We start from the raw sequence: 13,976 nt of genomic DNA, 5'->3' as shown, positions 1-13,976 counted from the left end.
GGTCCATAAAGCGGAAGAAGATTTCCGCAGACGCCGCTGCCCCCTCGTACGGAAGGTCCCTGATGTCGAAGCGCGTGCTCACGACCGAGTCCGGCGCCCCGGTCGCCGACAACCAGAACTCCGCCACCGCCGGCGTCGGTGGCCCGCTCCTCCTCCAGGACCAGCACCTCCTGGAGAAGCTCGCCCGGTTCAACCGCGAGCGCATCCCGGAGCGCGTGGTGCACGCCCGCGGATCCGGTGCGTACGGCTACTTCGAGGTGACCGACGACGTCACGGGCTTCACCTACGCCGACTTCCTGAGCACCGTCGGCAAGCGCACCGAGGTCTTCCTGCGCTTCTCGACCGTGGCCGACAACCTCGGTGGCGCGGACGCGGTCCGCGACCCGCGCGGCTTCGCGCTGAAGTTCTACACCGAGGACGGCAACTACGACCTCGTCGGGAACAACACGCCGGTCTTCTTCATCAAGGACCCGATCAAGTTCCCCGACTTCATCCACTCCCAGAAGCGCGACCCGTTCACGGGCAAGCAGGAGCCGGACAACGTCTGGGACTTCTGGGCGCAGGCCCCCGAGGCCACGCACCAGATCACCTGGCTGATGGGCGACCGCGGCATCCCGGCCTCGTACCGCCACATGAACGGCTACGGCTCGCACACCTATCAGTGGACGAACGCCGAGGGCGAGGCCTTCTTCGTCAAGTACCACTTCAAGACGAACCAGGGCATCCGCAGCCTGTCGAGCGAGCAGGGCGCCGAGATCGCGGGCAAGGACCCGAACTCGCACCAGACGGACCTGCTCCAGGCCATCGAGCGGGGCGTGAACCCGTCCTGGACGCTGTACGTCCAGATCATGCCGGCGGCGGAAGTGGCGGACTACCGCTTCAACCCCTTCGACCTCACCAAGGTGTGGCCGCACAAGGACTACCCGCTGCAGCGGGTGGGCCGCCTGGTCCTGGACCGCAACCCCGACAACGTCTTCGCCGAGGTCGAGCAGGCCGCGTTCTCCCCGAACAACTTCGTTCCGGGCATCGGCCCCTCCCCCGACAAGATGCTCCAGGGCCGCCTGTTCGCCTACGCGGACGCGCACCGCTACCGCCTGGGCGTCAACCACACCCAGCTGGCCGTGAACGCCCCGAAGGCGACGACGGCGGACAACTACGGCCGCGACGGCCTCATGGCGTCCAACGCGCAGGGCCGCGCCGCCAAGAACTACGAGCCCAACTCGTACGACGGCCCCGCCGAGACCGGCCGCCCGCTGTCGGCCCCGCTCGCGGTGAACGGCCACACGGGCACCCACGAGGCCCCGCTGCACACCAAGGACGACCACTTCTTCCAGGCGGGTGAGCTGTACCGCCTGATGTCGGCCGAGGAGCGGTCCCGGCTGGTCGCGAACATCGCCGGCGGCCTCTCGCAGGTCTCCCGCGACGACGTGATCGAGAAGAACCTCGCCCACTTCCACGCCGCCGACCCGGAGTACGGCAAGCGTGTGGAGGAGGCGGTCCGCGCCCTGCGCGAGGACTGAGTCCGGCGGCCACCAGCCCGTGTACGGTCCCTGACGGGAGGTCAGGGCCGTACGCGCAGCCCGCGAGGACCGAGCGACCCGGATGAGGGGTGGTCCTCGGTACGGCGGGCGAAGCAAGGACCGCGGCGGTGTGCGAGCCAGTGCGGTGGTGAAGGTCCCGAGACCCCCTTCTCGACCTGAGGGAAGGACAGTCCCGGTTCCGTCGCATCCGCCGCGGTCCCAGCCTCACTGCACGATCACCGACTCCGTCCGGCGGCGCGAACGTCCTGTCGCGCCCAGCCTCGCGCCGTCGGACGGCAACAACCTCACAGCTTCACCGGCCCAGAGCGCCGGGTGCGGACGGTCCCGTACCCGGCGCTCTGCTGTGTGCCCGCGCTCCGGGCCGGGTGCGCGGGCGCGTTCAGGGTGCGGATTCCGCCGCCGCGCAGCAGCCTGAAGGCATGGACTATCCCAGCATCATCGTGCACACCCCGGGTCTGGACGGGTCCCGGAGGGTCACCGCGGGGGACAAGACGCTCGGCATCGCGTATCACCTCGACGACGTCGTCGAGATCCTGCGCCTGGCCGATGTCGACCTGGACGAGATCGAGGTCGACGAGAGCGACATCATCGACTGGCAGGGCGGCGGCCCCGACGACTGGCCGGGCCTGTCGGAGCACCCGGCCGGGTGAGGACCGCGGGACCGCTGCCGCCCGGCCCGAACGTGCACAAACAGACTCCAGACATACGCAAGAGGGCGTAGATGTCCTACGGAACCCTCAAATCAAGCTCTGAACACTGCCCCAGGGGCTTCAACTCACCCCGGATGAGGGCACATTCTCGGCACACGGGGCCCGCCGACACGGGGGCGGCGGGCCCCGTAACGGGGGTACGGGGGTACGGGGGTACGGGGGTACGGGGGTACGGGGGAGCACCATGGTCAGGAGCGCGGCGGTCGGGCTTGAGCCTCGGACCGTCGCGCTGCTGCGTGGTGGGCCCCGTATCGGCTTCAGCGACGACGGGGCCGGCTGGGACGAAGGCGGCCCGGACCGGCCGCCGGCGGATCCTTCAGGAACGGCAGGGTGTGGCGCAGGAAGAGGTCCGGACGTTCGTTGTACGGCTCGTGGGCGGTCGGCAGCAGGACACGCACTGTGTGCGCAGGGAGCGCCCGCACGGCACGGCGGCCGTCCAGGAGCGCGGGGACGACCGGGTCGCGTCTCCCCCACAGGAGCAGGATCGGCACGTCCAGGACGGCCGGGTCCGCCACTGCGCAGTCCGGATCCGCGAGGCCCCGCCAGATGGCGCAGTGCACCGCCAACCGCCGGGCGTCTCGCGGTAGTTGACGGGCGCGCACGTACGTCGCCCGAGAGCTCGGCGTGCCGAGTCGGCCCAGGTACGCGCGGGCAAGCGGGACGACCAGCCGGCGGGCACGGGCCGGGCGGCCCATCACCTCGCGGCAGAACCAGCGGGTGAGGGCGGTGTGCCGGGTGAAGCCCGCCGGGTCGACCAGGACGAGCGCCGTCACCGACCCCGCGTGGCGCCCCTCGGCGAGACGGCAGGCGACGTAACCTCCGACGCTGTTGCCGAGCACGGCGATCTCGCGGACGCCCTGCTCCTCGGCGAGCGCGTCGAGGACCCGCTCCGCGGCCTCCACCAGCCGTTCAGGGGTGACCAGTTGGGGGTCGGGCGCCGTGGACTTCCCGTAGCCGGGCCAGTCGACGACGAACGTACGGTGGCGGTCCGCGAGGGCGGGCAGGACGGCGTCGTAGTCGCGGCCGTCCCCGGGGTTGGCGTGCAGAAGCAGCAGCGCGGGGGCGCCGGGCGCGCCGTGGCACCGTACGGCTATGTCGCCCAGGGGCGTGGGGACGGTCATTCGCATGGGGCGAGGATGCCGGGTCGGCGGGGGCGTGTGAAGACCGCCCCGGACACGGCGAAAGGGCGGCTCACCCCCCGGATGAGCCGCCCCTGTCGAGCAGCGCGCAACAGACCTTCGGCGTCGCGTCAGACCTTCAGCCTCGCGTCAGACCCTCGGCGTCGCGTCAGACCTTCAGCCTCGTGTCAGACCCTCAGCGTCGTGTCAGACCTTCAGCGTCTTGATCGAGGTGGGCGCGTGGCCCGGCTCGGTCGCGATCTCCTCGAACTCGACGACGTTGCTGATGTCGTTCGTCTTGCTCATGGCGATGTTGGTGACGCGCTCCAGGATCGCCTCGACGACGACCGGGACCTGGAACTCGGCGGCGAGCTTCTTGGCCTGCTCGAAGGCGGCGCCGAGCTCGCTCGGGTCGGTGACCCGGATCGCCTTGCAGCCGAGGCCCTCGACGACCTTGACGTGGTCGACGCCGTAGACGCCCAGCTCCGGGGAGTTGATGTTCTCGAACTCCAGGTTGACCTGGAAGTTGATGTCCAGGCCGATCTGCGCCTGCCGGATCAGGCCCAGGTAGGCGTTGTTCACCAGGACATGGACGTACGGGATCTTGTGCTGGGCGCCGACGGCCAGTTCCTCCAGCATGAACTGGAAGTCGTAGTCGCCGGAGAGCGCGACGACCTGCGCGTCCGGGTCTGCCTTGGCGACGCCGAGCGCGGCCGGGATCGTCCAGCCGAGCGGGCCCGCCTGGCCGCAGTTGATCCAGTGGCGCGGCCGGTAGACGTGCAGCAGCTGGGCGCCGGCGATCTGCGAGAGGCCGATGGTGGTGACGTAGCGGGTCTCCGGGCCGAAGGCCTTGTTCATCTCCTCGTAGACGCGCTGCGGCTTGATCGGGATGTTGTCGAAGTGCGTACGCCGCTGGAGCGCCGCCTTCCGCTCCTGCGCGTCCGCGGCCCACTCCGACCGGTCGGGGAGCCTGCCCGCGGCCTTCAACTCCCGTGCCACCTCGACGAAGAGCTCCAGCGCGGCCTTGGCGTCGGAGGCGATGCCGTAGTCGGGCGCGAAGATCTTGCCGATCTGGGTGGGCTCGATGTCGACGTGGACGAACTTCCGTCCGGCCGTGTAGACGTCCAGCTTGCCGGTGTGGCGGTTGGCCCAGCGGTTGCCGATGCCGAGGACGAAGTCCGACTCCAGGAAGGTCGCGTTGCCGTAGCGGTGCGAGGTCTGGAGGCCGACCATGCCGGCGTTCAGCTCGTGGTCGTCCGGGAGGATGCCCCAGCCCATGAGGGTCGGGATGACCGGAGTGCCCGTCAACTCGGCGAACTCGACGAGGAGTTCGGCGGCGTCGGCGTTGATGACACCGCCGCCGGCGACGATGAGGGGGCGCTCGGACTCGTTGAGGAGGGTGATCGCCTTCTCGACCTGGGCGCGGGTGGCGGCGGGCTTGTAGGCCTGGAGCGGCTCGTACGTCTCCGGGTCGAACTCGATCTCGGCGAGCTGGACGTCGATGGGCAGGTCGATGAGGACCGGGCCCGGACGGCCTGAGCGCATGAGGTGGAAGGCCTGCTGGAAGACGCCGGGGACCTGCGCGGGCTCCAGCACGGTGACCGCCATCTTCGTCACCGGTTTGGCGATCGAGGCGATGTCGACGGCCTGGAAGTCCTCTTTGTGGATCACGGCGGTCGGAGCCTGGCCCGTGATGCACAGGATCGGGATCGAGTCGCCGATGGCGGAGTAGAGCCCGGTGATCATGTCGGTGCCGGCGGGACCCGAGGTGCCGATGCAGACGCCGATGTTGCCCGGGTGGGTCCGGGTGTAGCCCTCCGCCATGTGGGAGGCGCCCTCGACGTGCCGGGCGAGGGTGTGGCCGATCCCGCCGGACGCCTTGAGGGCCGCGTAGAAGGGGTTGATCGCCGCGCCCGGGACGCCGAACGCGTTGCTGACGCCCTCGCGCTTGAGGATCTCGACTGCCGCGCGGGCAGCGGTCATACGAGCCATGGGAGTACTCCTGCTTCGGCTGTCGGATTCGCGCTCTCGTCGCGCCCCGCGGAGAGCTGGCGATTCCGTTGCGGTTCCGCAGCGGCCCCCTGTCCGGATTCCGTATTGCGGAAACTAACTTCTACTATCTGGAAGCAATGTAAGCGGAGCGGTGAGGAGCGTCAAGAGTGGGCAGGGGCGGGATCCGCCAAAGGTGTGGTGCGATGCCCCCTACCGGTATCCGGCGGAGGTTGTCGAACCGTTTCCCTGCCGCAGGCCCCCTCCCTGGAGGACGATGGAGCCGCTGTCCCGACGTGACGTCCTGGAGTGGGCCATGGCCGAGAGCGTGCCGGTACGGTGTCCGGCCTGCCGCCGCGAGCATCTCTACGCGGCGACGTCGTATCCGTGTGTGTGCGGCGCGTCCGTGACACCTCCGCTCGACCGCCTCGCGGATCCGTCGCCCGTCGCACACCGCGTCTGGGACGACGACTGGGTCACGGTCCGCTGCATGGCCTGCGGCCGCGCCGACCAGTGGCCCCACCCCGAGCTGGGCTGCTCCTGCGGGACGACACTGCGGATTCCGGTACGAGCGGTACGGCGACCCCAGCGCGCGAAGCTCGCGCCGGGCACCGTCACCGACACGCACCCCGACGGAAAAGGGGAATCCCGCGCACGGACCGCCGCGGACGCCCGCCCGCACACGGCCGACAGCGCGCGGGACGACTCTCGGGACGGCGTGGCGAGAACCCCGCAGGACAGAACCGGGTCACCGCACGACACCGGGCGCCGGCCGCACGCCCCCTCGTCCGCACCCCGCCCGGCCTTCCAGCCGGTCACCATCCGTACCGCCCGGGACGCCGTCACCGCGGCCGCGCGGTACCTGCGCTGGCTCGGCTACCGCGACATCCGGCGGGCGGACCAGCGGCCGCCGTCCGGCATCGGGCTCGCCGCCCGCGGCATCCTGGCCCAGGTCGACCCCACCGTGCGCCCGGCCTCACTGCGCGACGTGGAGTGCCTGTGGCTGACGGCCATGACGGAGTCGGCGGGCTGTGTGTACTTCTCCCTCGCGGGCTACGCCGACGACGCCCGCGCCCGCGCCGACACCCTCGGCGTCCCCCTCTTCGTGCTGGACCTCACGGGAACCCCGCAGCCGGTGAACAGCCCGGCCGACGAACTCATCGCCACCACGGGCTGACCCCGACGCGCGCCAGGCACTGTCGGCCTAGTCGGCGTACATCTCCCGCAGCTCGATCTTCCGCACCTTCCCCGAGACCGTCATCGGGAAGGCCACCAGGATCCGCAGCCGGCTGGGGATCTTGTAGTGCGCCAGCCGCCCCTCGCAGAAGGACCGCAGCTCCTCCAGGGTGAGCGGGTCGGCCGGGTCGCGCGGGATGACGCAGGCGAGCACCTCCTCGCCGTACCGCTCATGAGGTACGCCGACCACCTGGACGTCGGCGATCTTCGGGTGGGCGTAGAGGAACTCCTCGATCTCGCGCGGGTAGATGTTCTCGCCGCCCCTGATGATCATGTCCTTGATGCGCCCGACGATCTCGACGTAGCCGTCCTCGCGCATCACGGCCAGGTCCCCGGTGTGCATCCAGCGGCCGGCGTCGATGGCCTCGGCGGTCTTCTCGGGCTCGTTCCAGTAGCCGAGCATCACGCTGTAGCCGCGGGTGCACAGCTCGCCGGCGGTGCCGCGCGGCTGGGTCACGCCGTCCACCGGGTCGACGACCTTCACCTCGATGTGCGGGAGGACCCGGCCGACGGTGCCCGTGCGGTGCTCCAGGTCGTCGTCCCGCCGCGTCTGCAGGGACACCGGCGAGGTCTCGGTCATGCCGTAGCAGATGGACACCTCTTCCATGTGCATCTCGGCGACCACCCGTTTCATCACCTCGACCGGGCAGGGCGAGCCCGCCATGATGCCGGTACGCAGCGACGAGAGGTCGTACGTCGCGAAGCCGGGGAGGTTCAACTCCGCGATGAACATGGTCGGGACGCCGTACAGCGAGGTGCAGCGTTCGTCCTGGACCGCCTGGAGCGTCGCCGCCGGGTCGAAGGACGGCGCGGGAATGACCATGCACGCGCCGTGCGAGGTCGCGGCGAGATTGCCCATCACCATGCCGAAGCAGTGGTAGAACGGCACGGGGATACAGATCCGGTCCTGCTCCGTGTAGGCGATCATCTCGCCCACGAAATAACCGTTGTTGAGAATGTTGTGGTGGGAGAGGGTGGCCCCTTTGGGGAAGCCCGTCGTCCCCGAGGTGTACTGGATGTTGATCGGGTCGTCGCAGGACAGCTCGCTCCTGCGCGTCCAGAAGTCCTCGTACAGGTCGGGGGTTCCGCGCCTGATCAGCGCGTCCCAGCCCGGGTCGCCGATGTACACGGTCTCGCGCAACTGCGGGCACTTGCCCCGCACTTGCTCGACCATCGCCCGGTAGTCGCTCGTCTTGTGGCTGAGCGAGGCGAAGAGCAGCGAGATCCCGGCCTGGTTGAGAACGTACTCGACCTCGTGGGTGCGGTAGGCCGGGTTGATGTTCACCATGATCGCGCCGATGCGGGCGGTGGCGTACTGGACGAGCACCCACTCGGGGCAGTTGACCGCCCAGATGCCCACCCGGTCGCCCTTGGCGACTCCACTGGCGAGCAGCGCGTACGCCAACTGGTCGACGGCGGCGGCGAATTCGGCGTACGTCCAGCGCCGCCCGGACGGCACGTCGACGAGCGCCTCCCGGTTCGGCCAGGCCTCGACCGCCCGGTCCAGGTTGGCCCCGATCGTGTCCCCGAGCAGGGACGTTCCGCTCGTCCCGTGCGTGTACGACGGTTCGGTCACCGGAAGTCCTCCTCGCGGTACTCGGCGTCCGAGCCCGCGGCCGTGGCCTCGCGGAGCTCGATCCGGCGGATCTTGCCGGACACGGTCTTGGGGAGGGCGCCGAACTCCAGGCGGCGGATGCGCTTGTACGGTGCGAGGACCGTACGCGAGTGCTCGAAGAGCACCTTGGCGGTGTCGGGGCCCGGCTCGTAACCCGCCGCGAGGACGATGTACGCCTTCGGCACGGCGAGCCGCAGTTCGTCGGGGGCCGGTACGACGGCCGCCTCCGCGACCGCCTCGTGCTCCAGCAGCGCGCTCTCCAGCTCGAAGGGAGAGATCTTGTAATCACTGGCTTTGAAGACGTCGTCCGCCCGGCCCACGTAGGTGATGTAGCCGTCGGCGTCGCGCGCGCCGATGTCGCCGGTGCGGTAGTAGCCGCCCGCCATGGCCTCGGCGGTGCGGTCGGCGTCGCCGTGGTAGCCGGTCATCAGACCCACGGGCCGCGCCGACAGATCGAGCGCGATCTCCCCCTCCGGTGCCCCGGGCGCACCCGACACCGGGTCGAGCAGCTCGACGCGGAAGCCAGGGCTGGGCCGTCCCATCGAGCCCGTCTTGAGCTGCTGCCCCGGGCTGTTGGAAACCTGGACGGCCGTCTCGGTCTGCCCGAAGCCGTCCCGGATGGTGACGCCCCAGGCACGCCGCACCTGCTCGATGACCTCGGGGTTGAGCGGCTCGCCCGCGGCGACGGCCTCGCGCGGCGGCGTGCGCAGCTGCGTCAGGTCGGCCTGGATGAGCATGCGCCAGACGGTGGGCGGGGCGCAGAACGTCGTCACGCCCGCCCGGTCCATCTCCGCCATCAGCCGGCCCGCGTCGAAGCGTGTGTAGTTGTGGATGAAGACGGTCGCCTCCGCGTTCCAGGGCGCGAAGAGGTTGGACCAGGCGTGCTTGGCCCAGCCGGGCGAGGAGATGTTCAGGTGCACGTCTCCGGGCTTGAGCCCGACCCAGTACATGGTCGCCAGATGGCCGATGGGGTACGAGACATGCGTGTGCTCGACGAGTTTGGGGCGGGCGGTGGTGCCCGAGGTGAAGTAGAGCATCAGCGGGTCGTCCGACCGGGTGGGCCCGTCGGGCGCGAAGGCCGGGTCGGCGGCGTACGTCTCCTCGTACGACTGCCAGCCGGGACGGGACCCGCCGACGGTGATCCGGGTGTAGCCGCCGGGCACCTCGTCGAACTTCCCGGCGTCCTCGGCGCGGACGACGACATGCCGGACCCGGCCGCGCTCGACGCGGTCGCGCAGGTCGGCGGCGCCGAGCAGCGGGGTGGCCGGGATGACGACGGCGCGCAGCTTCATCGCGGCGAGGGCCGTCTCCCACAGTTCGGCCTGGTTGCCCAGCATGACGAGGATGCGGTCCTCGGCGCCCACGCCCTGCGCGCGCAGCCAGTTGGCCACCTGGTTCGAGCGCTCGGACATCCCGGCGAAGGAGACCTCGGTGCGCTCGCCGTCCTCCTCGACGATGTGCAGGGCGGTGCGGTCGTTGCCGCGCGCGATGACGTCGAACCAGTCGAGTGCCCAGTTGAAGTACTGCGGCCGGGGCCAGCCGAACCCCTCGTAGGCCGTCGCGTAGTCCTCGCGGTGCGCCAGCAGGAAGTCCCGCGCGGCGCGAAACTCGTCGGTCGCGCTCGTCGTCGCCGTCATGTGTCCTCCTCGTTGCCGGACAGCCGCCTACCATCGTGTATTCCGTGATGCAGGTCTCACCACCCCCGAACGGGGGGTGCGCCGCGACGAAGGGGCGATCAGGTGGCACAAGACGCAGCCGAGGCGGTGGAGATGCGGGGTGCGCTGGTACGGCTGCGGCGCGCCACGGGGCTGCCGGTCGCCTTCGGCGGCCTGGTCGAGCCCGGGCGCCAGCAGATGCGCATCACCGAACTCAGCGGTACGGCGACGGCCGCGCTCAGCGCGCTCGCGGTGTCCTCGGGCAACGGCCTGGGCGGCAAGGCGGTGGCCCTCGCCCGGCCGTGCGCGGTGACGGACTACTCGGCCTCGCGGCAGATCAGCCACGAGTACGACATGGCGGTCGCCACCGAGGGCCTGTGCTCCGTTCTCGCGGTCCCCGTCGTCGTGCGCCGCCGGGTGCGGGGCGTGTTGTACGGCGCCCTGCGCACAGCCCAGCCGCTGGGTGACCGCACGCTCGGCGCGGCCGTCGCGGCGGCCCGGGACGTGGAGCAGGCGCTGGTCGTGCGGGACGAGGCGCGGGACCTGCTGGCGGCCACGCGGGAGCCGGGACCGGCGGCGGGAGGCGCCGCGTGGGAGGAGGTGCGCGAGGCGCACGGGGTGCTGCGGGCGCTGGCGCCGCGGATCGTCGACCCGGCGTTGCGCGCCGAACTCCTCGCCGTGTGCGGGCGCCTGGCCGACGCGGCGTCACCGTCTCCCGCCTCGCGGCACGTCGGCCTCGCCCCCCGCGAGGTGGACGTCCTCGCCTGTGTCGCGTCGGGGGCGACCAACGCGGCCGCCGCACAGCGGCTCGGGCTGCGCGCGGAGACCGTGAAGGGGTATCTGCGCTCGGCCATGCGGAAGCTCGGGGCCCACACCCGGTGGGAGGCGGTGGTCGCCGCGCGACGGGCCGGGCTGCTGCCGTAGGGCGGGCCGCTTCCTGGCGCTTTCCATTCAATCCTTGGCGCCTTGAAATGACTTATGCGGACCCCCTGTTATTTCCCTCACCACCCCGACGGTCCGAAATTCAAAGAGACATTGCCTAATATTGGCCCGGACACGACACACGAGGGGAGCGGTGACCGTGCGAGGGGACTTCAAGGAACCTGCGAGACCCCGCCCCGACCTGGTCATCGGCCGGGCGGAACTCTTCGCAGGGGCGCGTGAGCAGCTCTCCGGCGGAGGCAGTGTGCTGGTGCACGGCCCCGCGGGAATAGGAAAGTCGACCGTCCTGCGGGCGTTGGCCGTGGAATGCGCCGAATCGGCACGGACCGTGTTGCGCTGCTCGGCGACCGAGTCCGAATCCCATCTCCCCTTCCTGGCGCTGGCCGACCTCCTCGGCCTGGTCGTGGACGAGGTCTCCGACCGGCTGCCCGCCCCGCAGCGCACCGCCCTGGAGTCGGCGCTCACCGGGCGCGGCGAATCCACCCTCCAGCGCGACGGTCTGGCGCTGCGACTCGCGGTGCTGTCGGTGCTGCGGGCGCTGGCCGCCCAGGGCCCGGTGCTGATCGTCGCCGACGACCTGCAGTGGCTGGACCCGGCCAGTGCCGAGCTGCTCGGCTTCGCCGCCCGCCGCCTCGGCGGCATGCCCGTACGGATGCTGTGCGCGGTGCGCACCGACACGGAGCCCCAGGGCCAAGAGCACGACCGCTATCTACGCGCGTCTCCGCCGGAGACCCTGGCCGTGCGGATCAACCCGCTCTCCCGCGCCCATATGGCCGAACTCCTCAGTCACCGCGGCTACACCGGCCTGCCCCGCTCCACCGTGCGGGACATCCACCGCACCAGCGGCGGCAACCCCCTGTTCGCGCTGGAACTGGGCCGCGCCCTCGCCGAGTCCCCGACCCCGCCGAGCCCGGGCGAACCGCTCCCCGTGCCGACCTCGCTGCGCGCGCTCGTGCTGAGCCGCCTGGACATGCTGTCCGCCGAGGCCCGGCGCACCCTGCTCGTGGCGAGCGCGGGGGCCCGCCCCACGCTGGCGCTGCTGCACGCCGCCGGCCGCGAGAACGCCGAGGCGGAGACGGCCTCGGCCGCGGCGCTCGGACTGCTCGCGACGGAACGCGAGACGCCCGGCATCCGGTTCGCGCACCCCCTCGTCTCCGCCGCCCTGTACGCGGAGGCGAGCGCCCAGGAACGGCGCGCCGCGCACACCGCGCTGTCCACGGCGGCCTCCGATCCCATCGAGCGGGCCCGGCACCTCGCCCTGGCCACCACCGGGACGGACCCGGGGGTCGCCGCCCGGCTCGGCGAGGCCGCGGCCGCCGCCCGGGACCGCGGCGCGCCCTCGGTCGCCGCGGGACTGGGCCTGCTCGCGGCCCGGCACACTCCGGCCGACACCGTGCCCGGTCCGGACGAACGGCGGCTGCAGGCCGCCGAGGACGCGCTGACGGCCGGAGAGACGGACCTCGCCCGGGACATCGCGCGCCAGGTGCTGGCCCACGCCACCGGACCGGCGGACCGGGTGCGTGCCTGGATGGTCGTCATCGACGCCGCGGGGCACGCCATGTCCGAGATCGACGCCGTCTTCCCGCACGCGCTCGCGGACGCGGGCGACGACCCGCGGCTGCTCGCCCTCGTCCGCTACCAACTGGCCTGGCGGGCCCTGCTCATGGAAGGCGAGATGGCCAAGGCCCGCGAGGAGGCCGCCAGTGCCGCGCGGCTCGCGGCCCGCGCCGGGGACCGGCCCACCGAACTCCTCGCGCTGGGCTTCCAGGCGCAGATGGAGACCCTGATGGGGCACCCGGACGCCCCGGCGACCATCCAGCGCGCGATGCGCGAGCCGCAGGACCCCCGGGTGGCGTGCGACCACAACGGCGCCGGTGCCGCCCGCTTCCGCTGGCTGATCATGGGCGACCAGCTCGCCGAGGCCCGTACGACCATCACCGCACTGCTGCGCGAGGTCCAGCGGCGCGGCATGGTCGAGAGCGAGGTGCACTTCCTGCGCGGGCTCGCCGAGACCGAGTTGCGCTCCGGGCACTGCGGCCGGGCCCTCGACCTGGCCCGCGAGAGTCTGCGGCTCGCCCGCGACACGGGGATCGGGGAGGCGGCCACCGCCATGTTCACCTCGCTCGCCGAGGCCGCGGGCGGCGACGTGGACCGTGCGCTCGCCCTCGCCCGGGAGGCCGTGGACCGCGCCGAGGAGGACGGCGACCTGATCTACCTCTCGCGCGCCCTGGGTGCCCTCGGGCACGCCCAGCTGGTCGCCGGGGACGCCGCTGCGGCGGTCCAGTCCCTGCGGCGGGTGCGGGAGCTGGAGGAGGGACTCGGCGTCATCGACCCCGCGCGCGGCCGCTGGCACGGCGACCTCGCCGAGGCGCTCGTACGGATCGGGGAGCTGGTCGAGGCGCAGGACGTCATCGACGTCACCCGGCAGCGGGCCCTGCGGCTCGAACGCGAGAGCGTCCTCGCCGTCCTCGACCGCGCCGAGGCGCTCGTACGCGCCGCACGCGGCGAACAGGGCCCCGCCGAACGCCAGCTGACCTCCGCTCAGGACCGTCTCGCCAAGCTGGGCTACGGCCTGGAGGAAGCCCGCGCCGCGTACGCCCTCGCGGGCCTGCGCACCCACCGGCCCGGACCCACCTCGTACGACGAGGCGGCCCGCCTCTTCCGCCGCTGCCGCGCCCTGCCCTGGCTCCGCCAGGCCGAGTCCGCGTCCACCACCCATCCGGCCGCGCCGCCCCTGGCCTCCGCCGCGCTCGACACCCTCGCCGCGACCGAACGCCAGGTCGCCGCCCTCGTCATGGAGGGCGCCACCAACCGCGAGATCGCCGCGCGCCTGTTCATCAGCGTGAAGACGGTCGAGGCGACCCTCACACGGGTGTACCGGAAGTTGGGGATCCGCTCGCGGGTGGACATAGTCAGGCTGGCGGCGGGGCGGAGGACCGGCTGAGCCGGACCCCAGGTCGGGACCAACCGGGTGACACAGGACGCTAAACCCCGGCTCCCTCAGCCAAGGGTTTTCCCTCCTCCAACTCCCCTAGGGGCTTCCCTGCTTGGAAGCGGAGCTCACCGCTTCTAGCGTGAACCCCGTGCCGCTCGCTCGGGCACACGGTGCCACCCACAGGCACCGTGCTCACCCCCCACACCCGCGCGTCCCCCCACCGGCAAACTCCAAG

9 protein-coding genes are annotated in these 13,976 nt (G+C 71.7%); 5 read left to right on the top strand and 4 right to left on the bottom strand.

From position 1 onward, the window contains the following. Positions 1–62: 62 nt before the first annotated feature. Together OG975_RS37925 and OG975_RS37920 are read left to right on the top strand one after the other, a co-directional pair. Positions 63–1,520: a catalase gene (locus OG975_RS37925; RefSeq protein ID WP_406333997.1), complete on the top strand. Its 1,458-nt coding sequence runs from the start codon at positions 63–65 to the stop codon at positions 1,518–1,520. A gap of 440 nt (positions 1,521–1,960) precedes the next feature. Further along, the gene (locus OG975_RS37920) at positions 1,961–2,191 is read left to right on the top strand and encodes a hypothetical protein (RefSeq protein WP_330308268.1); all 231 of its coding nucleotides are present in this window, start codon (positions 1,961–1,963) and stop codon (positions 2,189–2,191) included. 317 nt (positions 2,192–2,508) lie between these two features. Here OG975_RS37920 and OG975_RS37915 read toward each other — a convergent pair whose 3' ends face one another. Together OG975_RS37915 and gcl are read right to left on the bottom strand one after the other, a co-directional pair. Further along, positions 2,509–3,378 carry an alpha/beta fold hydrolase gene (locus OG975_RS37915; RefSeq protein ID WP_406333996.1) on the bottom strand — a complete coding sequence of 290 codons (870 nt, stop codon included), beginning with the start codon at positions 3,376–3,378 and terminating at the stop codon, positions 2,509–2,511. A 198-nt stretch (positions 3,379–3,576) separates the two neighbouring features. Beyond that, positions 3,577–5,352 carry a glyoxylate carboligase gene (gene gcl / locus OG975_RS37910; RefSeq protein WP_406336653.1) on the bottom strand — a complete coding sequence of 592 codons (1,776 nt, stop codon included), beginning with the start codon at positions 5,350–5,352 and terminating at the stop codon, positions 3,577–3,579. A gap of 283 nt (positions 5,353–5,635) precedes the next feature. Here gcl and OG975_RS37905 point away from each other — a divergent pair, with 283 nt between their 5' ends. Further along, positions 5,636–6,535 (top strand): hypothetical protein, encoded by a 900-nt coding sequence (locus OG975_RS37905; protein WP_406333995.1) that lies wholly within the window; start codon positions 5,636–5,638, stop codon positions 6,533–6,535. A gap of 27 nt (positions 6,536–6,562) precedes the next feature. Here OG975_RS37905 and OG975_RS37900 read toward each other — a convergent pair whose 3' ends face one another. Together OG975_RS37900 and OG975_RS37895 are read right to left on the bottom strand one after the other, a co-directional pair. Then, complete coding sequence (locus OG975_RS37900) at positions 6,563–8,170, bottom strand: AMP-binding protein (protein WP_406333994.1); 1,608 nt, start codon at positions 8,168–8,170, stop codon at positions 6,563–6,565. Beyond that, a complete protein-coding gene (locus OG975_RS37895; protein ID WP_406333993.1) occupies positions 8,167–9,846 on the bottom strand; it encodes an AMP-binding protein in 1,680 nt (559 codons plus the stop codon). The genes OG975_RS37900 and OG975_RS37895 overlap by 4 nt, the downstream gene beginning before the upstream one ends. A 102-nt stretch (positions 9,847–9,948) precedes the next feature. Between OG975_RS37895 and OG975_RS37890 the strand changes: the two genes are divergently transcribed. Both OG975_RS37890 and OG975_RS37885 read left to right on the top strand, forming a co-directional pair. Continuing rightward, positions 9,949–10,788 (top strand): response regulator transcription factor, encoded by an 840-nt coding sequence (locus OG975_RS37890; protein WP_406333992.1) that lies wholly within the window; start codon positions 9,949–9,951, stop codon positions 10,786–10,788. Positions 10,789–10,939: 151 nt separating this feature from the next. Beyond that, positions 10,940–13,750, top strand: coding sequence for an AAA family ATPase (locus OG975_RS37885; RefSeq protein WP_406333991.1), 2,811 nt, complete (start codon positions 10,940–10,942; stop codon positions 13,748–13,750). Positions 13,751–13,976 lie beyond the last annotated feature (226 nt).

Origin of the sequence: Streptomyces sp. NBC_00203 (assembly GCF_045206325.1) — a bacterium.
Classification (GTDB): Bacteria; Actinomycetota; Actinomycetes; order Streptomycetales; family Streptomycetaceae; genus Streptomyces; species Streptomyces lutosisoli.
Note: the sequence above shows the minus strand (reverse complement) of the source record. Positions and strands in the feature narration are given on the sequence as shown.